Annotated in this window: 9 protein-coding genes; 3 read left to right on the top strand and 6 right to left on the bottom strand. The window is 70.6% G+C overall.

The genetic code is table 11. The annotated features are described in order from the left end of the window. Nucleotides 1-14: 14 nt before the first annotated feature. The 3 genes from BN159_RS16730 to trhA form a co-directional block, all read right to left on the bottom strand. Nucleotides 15-641: a TetR/AcrR family transcriptional regulator gene (locus tag BN159_RS16730; protein WP_106435891.1), complete on the bottom strand. Its 627-nt coding sequence runs from the start codon at nucleotides 639-641 to the stop codon at nucleotides 15-17. A 5-nt stretch (nucleotides 642-646) separates the two neighbouring features. After that, a complete protein-coding gene (locus tag BN159_RS16725) occupies nucleotides 647-2188 on the bottom strand; it encodes an MFS transporter (protein ID WP_015658177.1) in 1542 nt (513 codons plus the stop codon). 103 nt (nucleotides 2189-2291) lie between these two features. Continuing rightward, nucleotides 2292-3005 (bottom strand): PAQR family membrane homeostasis protein TrhA, encoded by a 714-nt coding sequence (trhA, locus tag BN159_RS16720; protein ID WP_015658176.1) that lies wholly within the window; start codon nucleotides 3003-3005, stop codon nucleotides 2292-2294. A 283-nt stretch (nucleotides 3006-3288) separates the two neighbouring features. On the opposite strand from trhA, the gene BN159_RS16715 reads away from it, so the two are divergent. The 3 genes from BN159_RS16715 to BN159_RS16705 all read left to right on the top strand — a co-directional run bounded on the left by BN159_RS16715 (nucleotide 3289) and on the right by BN159_RS16705 (nucleotide 9192). Beyond that, complete coding sequence (locus BN159_RS16715) at nucleotides 3289-5112, top strand: phosphoenolpyruvate carboxykinase (GTP) (RefSeq protein WP_015658175.1); 1824 nt, start codon at nucleotides 3289-3291, stop codon at nucleotides 5110-5112. A 225-nt stretch (nucleotides 5113-5337) separates the two neighbouring features. Beyond that, nucleotides 5338-7344: a DUF11 domain-containing protein gene (locus BN159_RS16710; protein ID WP_015658174.1), complete on the top strand. Its 2007-nt coding sequence runs from the start codon at nucleotides 5338-5340 to the stop codon at nucleotides 7342-7344. A 114-nt stretch (nucleotides 7345-7458) separates the two neighbouring features. Then, complete coding sequence (locus BN159_RS16705; RefSeq protein ID WP_015658173.1) at nucleotides 7459-9192, top strand: TolB-like translocation protein; 1734 nt, start codon at nucleotides 7459-7461, stop codon at nucleotides 9190-9192. A 180-nt stretch (nucleotides 9193-9372) separates the two neighbouring features. Here the strand turns inward: BN159_RS16705 and BN159_RS16700 are convergent, their stop codons facing one another. Genes BN159_RS16700 through BN159_RS16690 form a run of 3 tightly spaced genes read right to left on the bottom strand, consistent with a single transcriptional unit; the run spans nucleotide 9373 to nucleotide 12699 of the window. Further along, the gene (locus tag BN159_RS16700) at nucleotides 9373-9969 is read right to left on the bottom strand and encodes a hypothetical protein (RefSeq protein WP_015658172.1); all 597 of its coding nucleotides are present in this window, start codon (nucleotides 9967-9969) and stop codon (nucleotides 9373-9375) included. Beyond that, nucleotides 9956-11491 (bottom strand): substrate-binding and vWA domain-containing protein, encoded by a 1536-nt coding sequence (locus BN159_RS16695; protein WP_015658171.1) that lies wholly within the window; start codon nucleotides 11489-11491, stop codon nucleotides 9956-9958. Before BN159_RS16695 ends, BN159_RS16700 begins: the two co-directional genes overlap by 14 nt. Beyond that, entirely contained in the window at nucleotides 11488-12699 is a 1212-nt protein-coding gene (locus BN159_RS16690) for a toxic anion resistance protein (RefSeq protein WP_015658170.1), read from the bottom strand. Before BN159_RS16690 ends, BN159_RS16695 begins: the two co-directional genes overlap by 4 nt. Nucleotides 12700-12710 lie beyond the last annotated feature (11 nt).

Below are 12710 nucleotides of genomic sequence, written 5' to 3'. Positions count from 1 at the left end.
GGAGCGGCCCGGGTTCAGGGCTTTTCCGGGGGCAGGCCGTGCTCCATGACAGCCAGCGCGCGGTTCAGCAGCTCGCCGAGGTCGTCGCGGAAGTCGTGCTCCGCCCAGTACTGGGTGATCTCCGAGAGGCCGCCGATGAGGGACATCGTGTAGATACGGACCTCCAGGCTCTCCGGGTCCCGGCCGGTGCGCTCGGCGATGGCCTGGGTGAGCATCTTCCCGGTGACCGACATGGTCTCCAGCATCCGGGAGCGCACCGCGGGCACCTGGACCATCAGATGGGACCGCAGCTTCAGGACGTCCAGGTCCTCCGCGAGCCCGATGCCGACGGCCTTGGTCATCACATGCCGCAGCGTCTCCATCCACGGCTCGTCGGCCGGCCGCTTGCGGATCTCCTCCATCAGCAGCGGGTCGAACTCGTCGGTGAGGACGATGTCCTCCTTGGTCGGGAAGTAGCGGAAGACCGTGGACGGCGACACCTCGGCCCGCTCGGCGATCTGCTCGACGGTGGTGGCGTCGTAGCCCTGTTCCCGGATCAGCGCGTACGTCGCGCTCCGGATCGCCGTCCGGGTCCTGATCTTCTTCCGCTCCCGCAGTCCCAGGTGGGAGAGGTCGGCGGAGGTGGTGCGTGCGGCCGTCATGCAGGTCATTGTCGGGCATCGGCCGAGTCGGGGACCAACTCCCCGGTGTCGGTCTTGGTGTCGGTCCTGGCGTCGGTCAGGAACACCGCGGCCAGCAGCGCGGCCACCAGGGAGGCGACGGCGCAGACCAGCAGCACCACGCCCATGCCGTGTACATAGGCGCTGTTCGCGGAGGCCACCAGATCGGCGGCGCCGGTGCGTTCGGCGACGATGTGGGCGGTGACCACGGACTCCCCGGCGGTGTCGGCGGCGCCCGCGGGCAGCCCGGTGACGTCGAGCCGGTCGCGGAAGACCCCGGCTAGCAGGCTGCCGAGCAGGGCGATGCCGACGGCGCCGCCGACCTGGCGGAGCGTCATCAGCAGCCCGGAGCCGGATCCGGCCCGGTCCGCGGGCAGGGTGCCGAGGGCCGCGTCCATGGCCGGGACCACCGCGAGCCCGAACCCGAGCCCGGCGACCGACAGCCACAGCGCGGTGAAGCCGTAGCCGGACTCCACCGTCGTACGGCTGCCCAGCAGCGCGGCGAAGGCCAGCACCGCAAGTCCCGCGCTCACCACCGTGCGCGCCCCGAACCGGGCCACGACCGGCTGGGCGGCCCGCGCGGCGACCAGCAGTCCGCCCATCATCGGCAGCAGGCGTACGCCGGTGCCGAGGGCGTCGTGGCCGAGGACGGCCTGGAGGTAGGGCGGCAGCACGAACAGCAGGCCGGACAGCACGAACATCACCAGCGTCGCGGCGAGGGTGTTGAACAGGAAGCCGCGGTGGGCGAGGAGCGTCATGTCGAGCATGGGGCGCGCGGCCCGCCGCTCGCGCAGCACCAGCGCGGTGATCAGCAGGACGGCCCCGGCGAGCATGCCCAGCACCAGAGGGTCGGCCCAGCCGCGCACCGGGGCCTCGATGATCGCGTAGACCAGGGCTCCGAGACCGGTCGCCGTCAGCGCGGTGGAGACGGTGTCGACCTTGGGAGAGGCGGGGTCCCGGGTCTCCGGCAGCAGGAACACGCAGGCGGTGATGCCGAGCGCGGCCATCGGGACGTTGACCAGGAAGACCGAGCCCCACCAGAAGTGGTCCAGCAGCCAGCCGCCGATGATCGGGCCGAGCGGCAGGCCGAGCGCGGAGGCGGCGGACATCACGCCGACGGCCTTGGTGCGCTCCTCGGGGGCGAACAGCGAGGGCAGCACGGACAGCGCTAGCGGGGTGACCAGGGCGGCGCCGACGCCCATGACCGCGCGGGCGGCGATCACCGTGTCCACGTCCCCGGCGAGGGCGCCCGCGGCGGAACCGGCCAGGAAGATCCCGAGTCCGGTGATCAGCATCCGGCGCCGGCCGAACCGGTCGCCGAGCAGTCCGGCGGGGAGCATCAGCGCCGCGAAGACGACGACGTACGCGTCCGCCATCCATTGCTGCTGACCGGTGGTGGCGCCGAGGTCGGCGGCCATGGTCGGCAGCGCCACGTTGAGGATCGTCATGTCGAAGCCCAGGGTCAGCATGCTCGCGACCAGGGCGGAGAGGGCCCACCAGCGGCGGGGGTCCGGAGTGACAGTAGCCATGAAATGAGAGTAACTCTCAAAAGGTGCTCACTGTCAAACGTGTGTGGGCATGAAAAAGGGCCACGGTCGCTCGAACCGTGGCCCTCGCTCTGCCGGAGGCGGGTCAGCCGTGCTGGTACGCCACCAGGGAGATGCCGACGTAGTGCACGACGAAGGCAGCCAGGGTGAAGGAGTGGAAGACCTCGTGGAAGCCGAACCAACGCGGTGACGGGTTCGGGCGCTTGATGCCGTAGATCACGCCGCCCGCGCTGTAGAGGAGACCGCCGACGATCACCAGGACCAGCACCGCGATGCCGCCCGTGCGCATGAAGTCGGGCAGGAAGAAGACGGCCGCCCAGCCCATGGCGATGTAGCAGGGGGTGTAGAGCCAGCGCGGGGCGCCGACCCAGAAGACCCGGAAGACGATGCCCGCCGCCGCGGCCGCCCAGATCCCCCACAGCAGCCACTGCCCCTTCGCGCCCGGCAGGAGCAGCAGGGTCAGCGGGGTGTAGGTGCCCGCGATGATCAGGAAGATGTTGGCGTGATCGAGCCGGCGCAGGATGCCGTCCATGCGCGGGCTCCAGTTGCCCCGGTGGTACAGCGCGCTCACGCCGAACAGCAGGCAGGCCGTGAGGACGTAGATCCCGCAGGCCATGCGTCCTCTGGAGGAGTCCGCGAGGGCGGTCAGCACCAGACCCGCGACGAGTACGGCCGGAAACATGCCGAGATGCAGCCAGCCCCGGAGCTTGGGCTTGACCGGATGCGGCAGGGAGAGCGCGACGGGACCGCGGCCGGATGCCGCGAGGTCCGTGGGCGCGTCGGGGACGGACGCAGTCATAGGCCGAATCGTACCTACGGAACCGTAGGTTACGTATCAGTCCGGACAGCAAGAGTGGCCATCATCTCACGGGAGTTGACGCCTGAACGGCTTCCGGCTGAAGCGGACGTGGCCGGTCTCACGCTCGCTCACCTGTGACGCCCTCTGGACATATGCGCACTCCCGTCGGATGATCAAATGAGTGCGGTCGGCACCGGATGAGCGCCAGGTACCCCTCTGGCAAGCATCCGGGTCGCAGCCCCCACGGGGCCTCCAACAAAAAATCCCTCATTTAGGAGCAATCGTGGCGCGCGACAACGCGGCTCCCTCCGTCGTTCCCACCAACCACCAGGAACTGATCTCGTGGGTGAACGAGATCGCCGAACTGACCCAGCCGGACAACGTGGTCTGGTGCGACGGTTCCGAGGCCGAGTACGAGCGCCTGTGCGGGGAGCTCGTGGCGAAGGGCACCTTCAAGAAGCTCGACCCGATCAAGCGCCCCAACTCCTACTACGCGGCCTCCGACCCGACCGACGTCGCGCGCGTCGAGGACCGCACCTTCATCTGCTCCGAGAAGGAGGAGGACGCGGGCCCCACCAACCACTGGATGGCCCCTGCGGAGATGCGTGAGGTCTTCTCCGGCGAGCAGGGCGTCTTCCGCGGCTCGATGCGCGGCCGGACCATGTACGTCGTCCCGTTCTGCATGGGCCCGCTCGGCTCCAAGCTGTCCGCGATCGGCGTGGAGATCACCGACTCCGCCTATGTCGCCGTCTCCATGCGCACCATGACCCGCATGGGACAGACCGTCCTCGACGAACTCGGTGACGACGGCTTCTTCGTGAAGGCCGTGCACAGTGTCGGCGCGCCCCTGGAGGCCGGCGAGGCGGACGTCCCGTGGCCGTGCAACCAGACCAAGTACATCTCCCACTTCCCGGAGTCCCGCGAGATCTGGTCCTACGGCTCCGGCTACGGCGGCAACGCCCTGCTCGGCAAGAAGTGCTACGCCCTGCGCATCGCGTCGGTGATGGCGCGCGACGAGGGCTGGCTGGCCGAGCACATGCTGATCCTCAAGCTCACGCCCCCGCAGGGCGAGTCCAAGTACGTCGCCGCCGCCTTCCCGTCCGCCTGTGGCAAGACCAACCTCGCCATGCTGGAGCCCACGGTCTCCGGCTGGACGGTGGAGACCATCGGCGACGACATCGCCTGGATGCGCTTCGGCGAGGACGGCCGCCTGTACGCCATCAACCCCGAGGCCGGCTTCTTCGGCGTCGCGCCCGGCACCGGTGAGCACACCAACGCCAACGCGATGAAGACGCTGTGGGGCAACTCGGTCTTCACCAACGTGGCGCTCACCGACGACGGCGACGTGTGGTGGGAGGGCATGACGGAGGAGACCCCGGCGCACCTGACGGACTGGAAGGGCAAGGAGTGGACGCCCGCGTCGGAGACGCCCGCCGCCCACCCCAACGCCCGCTTCACCACCCCCGCCTCGCAGTGCCCGATCATCGCGCCCGAGTGGGAGGACCCCAAGGGCGTGCCGATCTCCGCGATCCTCTTCGGCGGGCGCCGCGCCACCGCCGTACCGCTGGTGACGGAGTCCTTCGACTGGAACCACGGTGTCTTCCTCGGCGCCAACGTCGCCTCCGAGAAGACCGCCGCCGCCGAGGGCAAGGTCGGCGAGCTGCGTCGCGACCCGTTCGCCATGCTGCCGTTCTGCGGCTACAACATGGGCGACTACATGGGCCACTGGGTCGAGGTCGCCAAGGACAAGGACGCCACGAAGCTCCCGAAGATCTACTACGTCAACTGGTTCCGCAAGAACGACGAGGGCAAGTTCGTCTGGCCCGGGTTCGGCGAGAACAGCCGCGTCCTGAAGTGGATCGTGGAGCGCCTGGACGGCAAGGCGGCGGGCGTCGAGACCCCGATCGGCATCCTGCCGACCAAGGACGCGCTCGACACCGACGGCCTCGAACTGGCCGACTCCGACCTCGACTTCCTGCTCACCGTCGACAAGGAGATCTGGCGCGAGGAGGCCGCCCTGGTCCCCGACCACCTCAACACCTTCGGCGACCACACCCCGAAGGAGCTGTGGGACGAGTACCACGCGCTGGTGAAGCGCCTGGGCTAGTCCCCTCACGAACCCCCGCGGCCGGCCTCCGATGGGAGCCCTGACCAGTGATCGTCACAGGTCGGTCGCGGGCGGCGGCACGAAGTCACGAACCCGGCCCCGCACAACGGCGTGCGGGGCCGTGCTGCGCGCTCCCCCGCGGGGATGGAATTCCTGCGTCCGGTGAGGGCAACGCCGCTCGTGGCGAGCGCCGGTGGGCGGTCGGCCGGCGGAAGGCTGGCGCCCATGCGCACACCTCATGCACGACGGGCATGGCGCCGTGGCCGAACCGTCCTGGCCCGCGCCGGGACCGTCGCGGCGACCGTACTGGCCCTCGTCCTGACCCTTCCCGGCACCGCGACCGCGGCCCCCGGCGACCTCGATCCCACCTTCAGCGGCGACGGCCGGGTCCTCACCGACTTCGCCGACGACGATCAGGCCTACGACGTCGCGGTGCAGTCCGACGGGAAGATCCTCTCCGTCGGCGCCTCCACCGACTACTCGGTGCTGGAGGGCCGCTGGGCGCTGACCCGGCACAACGCCGACGGCACCCCGGACACCGGCTTCGGCGACGGCGGCACGGTGACGACCGCCATCAACAACATGGAGCCGGACCTCCAGTGGAGCGAGGCCAACGCCGTGGCGGTGCAGCCCGACGGCCGGATCGTCGTGGCGGGCTACAGCTGGCGCGGCTACGAGAACTGCTGCTGGTTCACGGTGGCCCGGTACAACGGCGACGGCAGCCTGGACGACACCTTCAGCGGTGACGGCCGGTACTTCGCCGACATCGACGGTCCCACCGAGGCCCGCGACGTGGCGATCGACTCGGCCGGCCGGATCGTCGCGGCCGGTTACACCGGGGGCGAGGTGGCGGTGCTGCGCCTCAACGGGGACGGCACCCCGGACACCTCGTTCGGCGGTGACGGCACGGTGACCGCCGACCCGTCACCGGAGCCCGGCGAGGCAGGCGGCGGGGCCCGCGCCATGGTCCTCCAGTCCGACGGGAAGATCGTCGTCGGAGGCGATGTCGGCTCGACCCGCTTCGACTTCTCGCTGATGCGCTTCAACACCGACGGCAGCCTGGACACGAGCTTCGACGGCGACGGCATGGTCCGCACCGACTTCGGCGACTACGAGACCGTGGAGGGGCTCGCGCTCCAGTCCGACGGGAAGATCGTGGCCGCCGGGGGCGACAGCCTGGCCCGCTACACCACCAACGGCTCCCTGGACACCGGCTTCGACGGCGACGGCAAGGTCGTCGTCTCCGGAGGCGCGGCCTGGGACATGGCGCTCCAGCCGGCCGACGGCCGGATCGTCCTCGCCGGGAGCAACGGCGCCGGCGGCAACTTCGCCGTCCTGCGCTACAACACCGACGGCAGCCAGGACACCGGCTTCGGCACCGGGGGCGTCGCCACCGCGGACTTCGGCGGCGGCGACACCGCCCGGGGCGTGGTCGTCCAGTCCGACGGGAAGATCGTCGCCGCCGGACGGGGCGGGGACGAAGGCGACTTCGCGCTGGCCCGCTTCGAGGGCGGCGGCAGCACGCCCCCGCCGCCGACCGGCGTGGACCTGGCGGTGTCGAAGTCCGGCCCCGGCACGGTCAGCATCGGCGACCGGGCCACCTACACGGTGACCGTCACCAACAACGGCTCGACCACGGCGACCGGAGTCTCCCTCACCGACACCCTCACCGGCCCCGCCCGCACCGTCATCTCGGCGACGGCCACCCAGGGCACCTGCACCACCGCCGTGACCTGCACCCTCGGCAGCCTCGCCGCGGGCGCCCAGGCCGTCGTGACCGTCGTCGCCGAGCCCCGCGCCACCGGCACCCTCACCCAGCGCGCCACCGTCACCGGCACCCAGTCCGACCCGGTCGGCGGCAACGACACGGCCACGATCACCACCACCGTCAACAACGCCCGCGGCTGCACCCGCATCGGCACCAGCGGCAACGACAGCATCACCGGCACCTTCGGCACCGACGTCATCTGCTCCCTCGGCGGCGACGACAGCGTCAACGCGGGCGGCGGCAACGACACCGTCCACGGCGGCTTCGGCAACGACCGGCTCGACGGCGGCTCCGGCAACGACACCCTCAACGGCGGCGCGGGCAACGACAACCTGATCGGCAACTACGGCTCCGACAACCTCAACACCGTCGACAGCGTCTCCGGCAACGACACCGCCAACGGCGGCCCGAACACGGACGCCTGCACCACGGATCCGGGAGACATCCGTATCAGTTGTCCCTGATTCAAGGTCTCTCCACGCGCCCACTTGATCACGGGATCTTCACCACTGTTACATGGGAGACACACGGGCCTCACCGCTCCCGGTGAGGCCCAACCATGCCTGTGGGGGGCACAGTTGAATACCGCACACCGTCCCAGACGCCTCGCGGCCACGGCTCTCGCCGCCGCACTCGCCGGGACCGGTCTCACCGTCGCCGCCGCGCCCGCGGCGCACGCCGCGGCCTCCGACGCCGTGATCAAGCTGCCGATCTACTCCTTCTCGGCGCTGGCCGTGGACAACGTCCACCAGCAAGTCTTCGTCGCCGACAGCAACACGAGCTACTACACCAACTCCGGCACCATCGCCGTCTACAACTTCGCGGGCGAGCGGCTGACGACGATCACCACCAACCAGAAGCACGTCTCGGGGCTGGCGCTCAACGACGACAGCAGCAAGCTGTACATCGGACTGCGCGACCGCATCGACGCCGTCGACACCACCACGTACGCCACGACGGTCGTCGCCGGCACGTACACCGACACCTGCGGCCGCGATCTCGCCCACTCCGGCGGCCAGTTGTACTTCACCACGCCGTACGCGCAGTACACCGGAGAGTGCCACAGCTCCGGGACCTACGTGGACTCCCTGATCAACGGCGTTCATCAGCGCACCAACTGGAACGACTACGGCGACCTCCAGCTGGAGTCCGGTCCCGGCGACCGGATGCTCATGGGCCAGCCGCGCAACTCGGGTGCGCCCAACCCGTTCGTCGCGGTGTTCGACACCAGCGGCGACAGCCTCGTCCGCAACGCCGCCCGCCGCTTCGCCGACAGCGAGGGCAAGGGCGCCATGGACTTCAAGGACATGGCGTTCTCCCCGGACGGCAGCAAGGTCGCCGTGGCCGACGCCGCCTTCGGCACCCGGCTGCTGAACACCGACGACCTGTCCGACGCCCCGGCCGGCTACCAGCCGCTCCCGTCGGGCGCCGCCGCCAGCTCGGTCGCCTTCAGCGGGGACGGCAGGTACATCGCGCGCGGCGCCTCGGCGACCGGCGCCACCCCCGACCTGCTGGTGCAGCCCGCCGACCCGGGCGACTCCACGGCCCCGCTGGAGTTCGTCTTCGAGGGCAGCATGGACGGTGACCGGGTCGTGCCGCGCGGCACGGAGTGGTCCGCGGACGGCTCCCGCCTGTTCACGGTCACCACCAACACCGCGGGCAGCCAGTACTGGCTGCACATCATCCAGCCCCCGGCCGTCCAGTACGACGTACGCCTGGGCGAAACGTTCACGCACAGCCCCGCCCAGGCCGTCGCGGGCGAGCCGCTGTCCGTGCGCGGGCGTCTGGAGTACGACGGACCCGCGCCCGCGGAGCCGATGAGGGTCAAGGCGACCCGTACGGACGCCAACGGCACCCACGACCTCGGCACGTTCACCGTCAAGGAGGACGGCTCCTACACCGTCCTCGACGAGCCCGACCTGGTCGGGGACGCCACCTACACCGTCTCCTACCTCGGAGACCTCACCCACCGTCCCGCCACCGACGTCACCCACACGGTGTCCGTCGGCAAGGCGGCCAGCTCGATCGCGCTCACCGCCCCGGCGGAGGCCTCGATCAGCGGCGGTGTCGAGATCACCGGCACCTTCACCGCCCAGGGCAAGGCGCTCCCCGAGCGCGCGGTGCTGAAGGTCGAGCGCACCGACCGGCTCGGCACCGGCACCCTGTCCTCGGTGACGGTCGCCGCGGACGGCACCTTCACCATCAACGACATCCCCCGCACCCGGCGGGAGACGACGTACAAGGTGACCTGGCCGGGCGACGACCTGCACACGTCCTCGACCGCCTCGGCGGAGGTCTACGTCACGCGCTGACCCCCCAGGGCCTGTCGTCAGATCCCCGCCTGCCCGGCGACGCCTGGCACGCACGCTCGCCGCGTTGCCGGACCGCCCACGTGGCTCCGCCACGAGGGCACTCCGGCGCCTTGCGATCGCACGCACCAGGCGCCGCCGGGCCCGCCCTTCGGGCGGACGACGGGGATCTGACGACAGGCCCTAGCCCCCGCCCCGGTCCTCCAGGTACCGGGTGTGGGTCTCCTGGCGGCGGGCCTCCGTGTCCCGGAGGGTCGCCGCCAGGGACTCGGCCTCCTGCTGGAGCAGGCCGAGCTGGCGCTCCAGATGGCGTTCCGGCGGTTCCTGGCCCGGAGTCAGACGGGTCCACCAGCGCGCCCGCACATAGCTGTCGACTGCCTCGGGGAGGTCCTGCCGCACCGTCCGGGACAGGGCGTGCAGGCCCTCCGGGTCCTGGGCGAGCAACTGGGTGGACCAGCCGGGGGCGAGCAGCGCGGTCAGCAGGTTCGTCAGCTCGGTGAGCCGGCCGGCGGCGGCCGGGGACAGCTCCACCTCCATCAGATACCCGCTCAGCTTCTCGAAGTCGCCGCGCAGCTCGTCGAGTTGGGCCGACGGATCCGGGAAGTCGGGCGGCGCGGGCCGCTCCGGCGGGGCGATCAGCGCGCCCGCGCCGTACAGCCCCGCCACGACGACCGGCCAGTACGCGCCCGCCACCCCGGCGAAGGTCAGCCCGACCCCGGCCAGCCCGCACACGCTGCCCGCGATGTTCTTGCGTGACTCCAGGTACTTACTGATAGCCACGGATCTCCTCGAAGGCGCCGTCCAGCGAGCCCTGTTGGGCGTCGAAGAGACGGCCACCGGTCAGGTCGGCGATGTGCTCCAGCTCGGACCGGTCGGAGTCGCCGAAGACGATGGGGAAGACAGGGGTGGTGCGCTGCTCGCGGTCGAGACCGGCATAGAAGACGTCGAACTCGCCCGCCTCGGCGCCCGCGGTGTTCTCGCCGTCCGTCATCAGCACGATCGAGGTGAACGCCTCCTGGTCGGCGCCGAGATGGTCGTAGGCCTTCTCCAGGGACGTGTAGATCGCGGTGTCGCCCTCGGCGGTCAGCGCCTCGGTGTCCTTGCGGATCCCCTCCAGGCCCGCATCCGGGTCGGCGGGGTCCACGACATGGGTGCGCACGCTCTTCACGGCGGAGCCGAACGGCATCAGCGTCACCTCCTCGCGTTCCCGGAAGTCGCTGGTCAGACCGGTGAGCGCGGACTTCAGGCCGGACAGGCGGTCGCCCTCCATGGAGCCGGAGGTGTCCAGCACGTACACGGTCCGCGAGGGGCGGCGCAGCTCGTTCTCGTAGGAGTCGACCAGCCCGTCGGCGACGGAACGGCTGCCCGGGAAGGGCAGTTCGCGCCGACGGCCGGTGTCCAGGCCCTCTCCCGGCGCCACCGAGGCGACGACCGGGCGGCGGTGCGTGAGGTCGGTGATCTCCTTCTGGAGGTCCGGGCCGCGCAGCGACTCGGTCAGCAGGCGCACCTTCTCCCGGGTGTCGGCGTCGGTCGAGGCGAGCGTGGACAGCGGGTAGTCGGCGGTGACGACACCGTCGCTCGGGCGGATCACGGTCAGGCCGGGGATGCCCTGGAGCACGGACTCGTAGTTGAGCATCGCGTCGACGTCCCCGCGCCGCTCGTAGGCCGTGGCCAGCCAGCCCGACGACCCGGACGTCAGCCGCTGCCCCCGGAAGAACTCCCTCAGGCGAGGGCTCGCCTTCCGCACGTCCGCGTCGGTGAGTGCCGACTGGGCGTCGGAGAGCGCGGAGGCCACCGAGACCAGCGTGGCGAAACCGGAGTTGGACCGCGCGGGATCGGTCATGCCGTACGTCAGTTTCCCGTCCCGCACGGCCTGTTCGACCTGGGACCAGGTGACGTCCTCCGGCTTCCAGCCGAGCTTCTCCACGGTGGCCGGCTTCACGCCGATGGCGACCGGGCTGCTCATCACCGGGGTCTCGGAGACGACCTTATTCGCCGCCTCGGGGCGCAGCCGCAGATAGTCGTTGGAGGACAGCCACAGGGCGTCGTACTTCCCGTCCACATCGCCCTTGGCCAGCAGCTCCACCGCGTCCAGGGTGCCGATGTAGGTCGGCTCGACCGTGATGCCGGTGTCCTGCTCGACGAGGTCCAGGACCGGCTTCATGTCGTCCAGTTCGCTGGAGGCGAGGATGCGCAGGGTGCCGGTCGCCGGGGAGTCGGGCTGCTTGTTGCTCTCGCTGGTGCAGGCGGTGGCCAGCAGCGTGAGGGCGGCGGCCAGGAGCGTTGCGGCGCGGGCTCTCATCCGAGGCCCCCGTCCAGCGCGCCCCGGTTCCGGCTGCGCTCCAAGTAGGCGGAGGCGCTCTGGAGTTCGGCCGTCAGGTTCTCCACCGTCGTGGCCATCACCTCGGTCGCCTGGACCTTGTAGCTGTCGATCGCGTCCAGGGTGCGGTAGATCTGCTGGAAGGCGCCGCGCAGGGTCTCCGCGCCGACGGCCGGGTCGGCGGCGATCCGCTGGATCTCACCGCTCTGCGTCGCGAGCATCTCCGCATTGCCCCGGATCAGGTCCTCGGTGGTCCCGCGCAACGCGTTGACCTGCTCGATGACCTTCTTCTGGTTGTCGAGGGCGGAGGCCAGCATGACGGAGATCCGCAGCGCGGACACGGTCGTGGTCGCGGCCCGGTCGACGCCCTTGATCAGCTCGTCGTTGTTGCGCCGTACGACGTCCATGGCCAGGTAGCCCTGTGCGCACACGGCGAGTTGGGTGAGCAGGTCCTGGTGCTTCTGACGGACCGGGAAGAGCACGTCGGCGCGGAGCGAGTCGGCGGTGTCCGGGTCGGGGACGCCGGTGATGTGCCGCTCCACGGCGTTGTCGAGGGCCTCGGTGAGGACGACGTACTCCTGGAGCTTGCCCATGGTCTCCCACAGGCGCACCCGCTCGGTCTGGAGCGCGGCGTTGTCCCGGCGCAGTTCGTCCTGGCCGCCGCGCAGCGAGCCCACGATCTTGTTCAGCGTCCCTTGCGCGGAGGTGTACTTGGCGACGTGGTCGCGCAGCTTGTTGCCGCCGGGCAGCTTGGAGAGAAACTTGCGCCCCTTGGAGGAGGGCAGGTCACGCGGGTCCAGGTCCTCGACGACCCGGCGCAGCTCGACGAGCGAGCCGGCGACCTTCGCCGACGCGTCCCCGCCCTTGTCCGGCAGGGAGCGCACGGTCCGCTCCAGCATGCGGTTGGACTGCGCGGCCGCGCTGCGCATCTCGCCCGAGCCGAGCGCGGTGATCTCGCCGACCTTGCCCGCGAACTCGGGCGAGCGGGCGTCGAGCGCGGCCAGCGACTGGACGTAGTCGGACGCCTTCTGCGCGATGCCCGCGCGAACGCTCTCCTCGACAGGCACAAGACCGCCGGCCCGCTCCTTCGGCACGGCGGCGACCGGCTCGGGCGGGGTCAGCGTGAAGATGTCGTCACCGCTGAGGGTGGGTTCGTAACTGCCCTGATTGGTGTTGTTGAAGCTGCTCATGGGATCGGTCC

Origin of the sequence: Streptomyces davaonensis JCM 4913 (genome assembly GCF_000349325.1) — a bacterium.
Lineage (GTDB): Bacteria > Actinomycetota > Actinomycetes > Streptomycetales > Streptomycetaceae > Streptomyces > Streptomyces davaonensis.
This window is presented reverse-complemented; position numbering and strand designations above follow the sequence as displayed.

Bases quoted from the DNA above. Each gene is read 5' to 3' on its own strand.
- BN159_RS16690 (WP_015658170.1), bottom strand. From the start codon at position 12,699: ATGAGCAGCTTCAACAACACCAATCAGGGCAGTTACGAACCCACCCTC.
- trhA (WP_015658176.1), bottom strand. From the start codon at position 3,005: ATGACTGCGTCCGTCCCCGACGCGCCCACGGACCTCGCGGCATCCGGC.
- BN159_RS16695 (WP_015658171.1), bottom strand. From the start codon at position 11,491: ATGAGAGCCCGCGCCGCAACGCTCCTGGCCGCCGCCCTCACGCTGCTG.
- BN159_RS16710 (WP_015658174.1), top strand. From the start codon at position 5,338: ATGCGCACACCTCATGCACGACGGGCATGGCGCCGTGGCCGAACCGTC.
- BN159_RS16730 (WP_106435891.1), bottom strand. From the start codon at position 641: ATGACGGCCGCACGCACCACCTCCGCCGACCTCTCCCACCTGGGACTG.
- BN159_RS16725 (WP_015658177.1), bottom strand. From the start codon at position 2,188: ATGGCTACTGTCACTCCGGACCCCCGCCGCTGGTGGGCCCTCTCCGCC.